This is a genomic window from Bradyrhizobium sp. 23AC, assembly GCF_054863025.1.
Window position 1 is genome coordinate 1 of record NZ_JAVAYN010000211.1, and the last position, 261, is coordinate 261.

1 protein-coding gene is annotated in these 261 nt (G+C 70.5%); it reads right to left on the bottom strand.

Annotation, left to right across the window (positions count from 1 at the left end):
- Positions 1-261: methylmalonyl-CoA mutase family protein (locus RAD10_RS42145; protein ID WP_461622052.1), on the bottom strand; the 261-nt coding region annotated here is incomplete at both ends.

Genomic DNA, 261 nt, shown 5'->3' on the forward strand with positions numbered 1-261 from the left:
GCTCTTCTCGGCCGCGACGATGTACATCGCCCAGACGGGCGCGGCCGGCGAGTTGATCGTCATCGAGGTGCTGACGCGGTCGAGCGGCAGGCCGCCGAGGAGCACCTCCATGTCGGCAAGGCTCGACACCGCCACCCCGCAGGTGCCGAACTCGCCCTCGGCCTCGGGATCGTCGGTGTCGTAGCCGTACAGCGTCGGCATGTCGTAGGCGATCGAGAGCCCCGTCTGGCCGGCGGCGAGGAGCTGGCGGAAGCGCGCGTT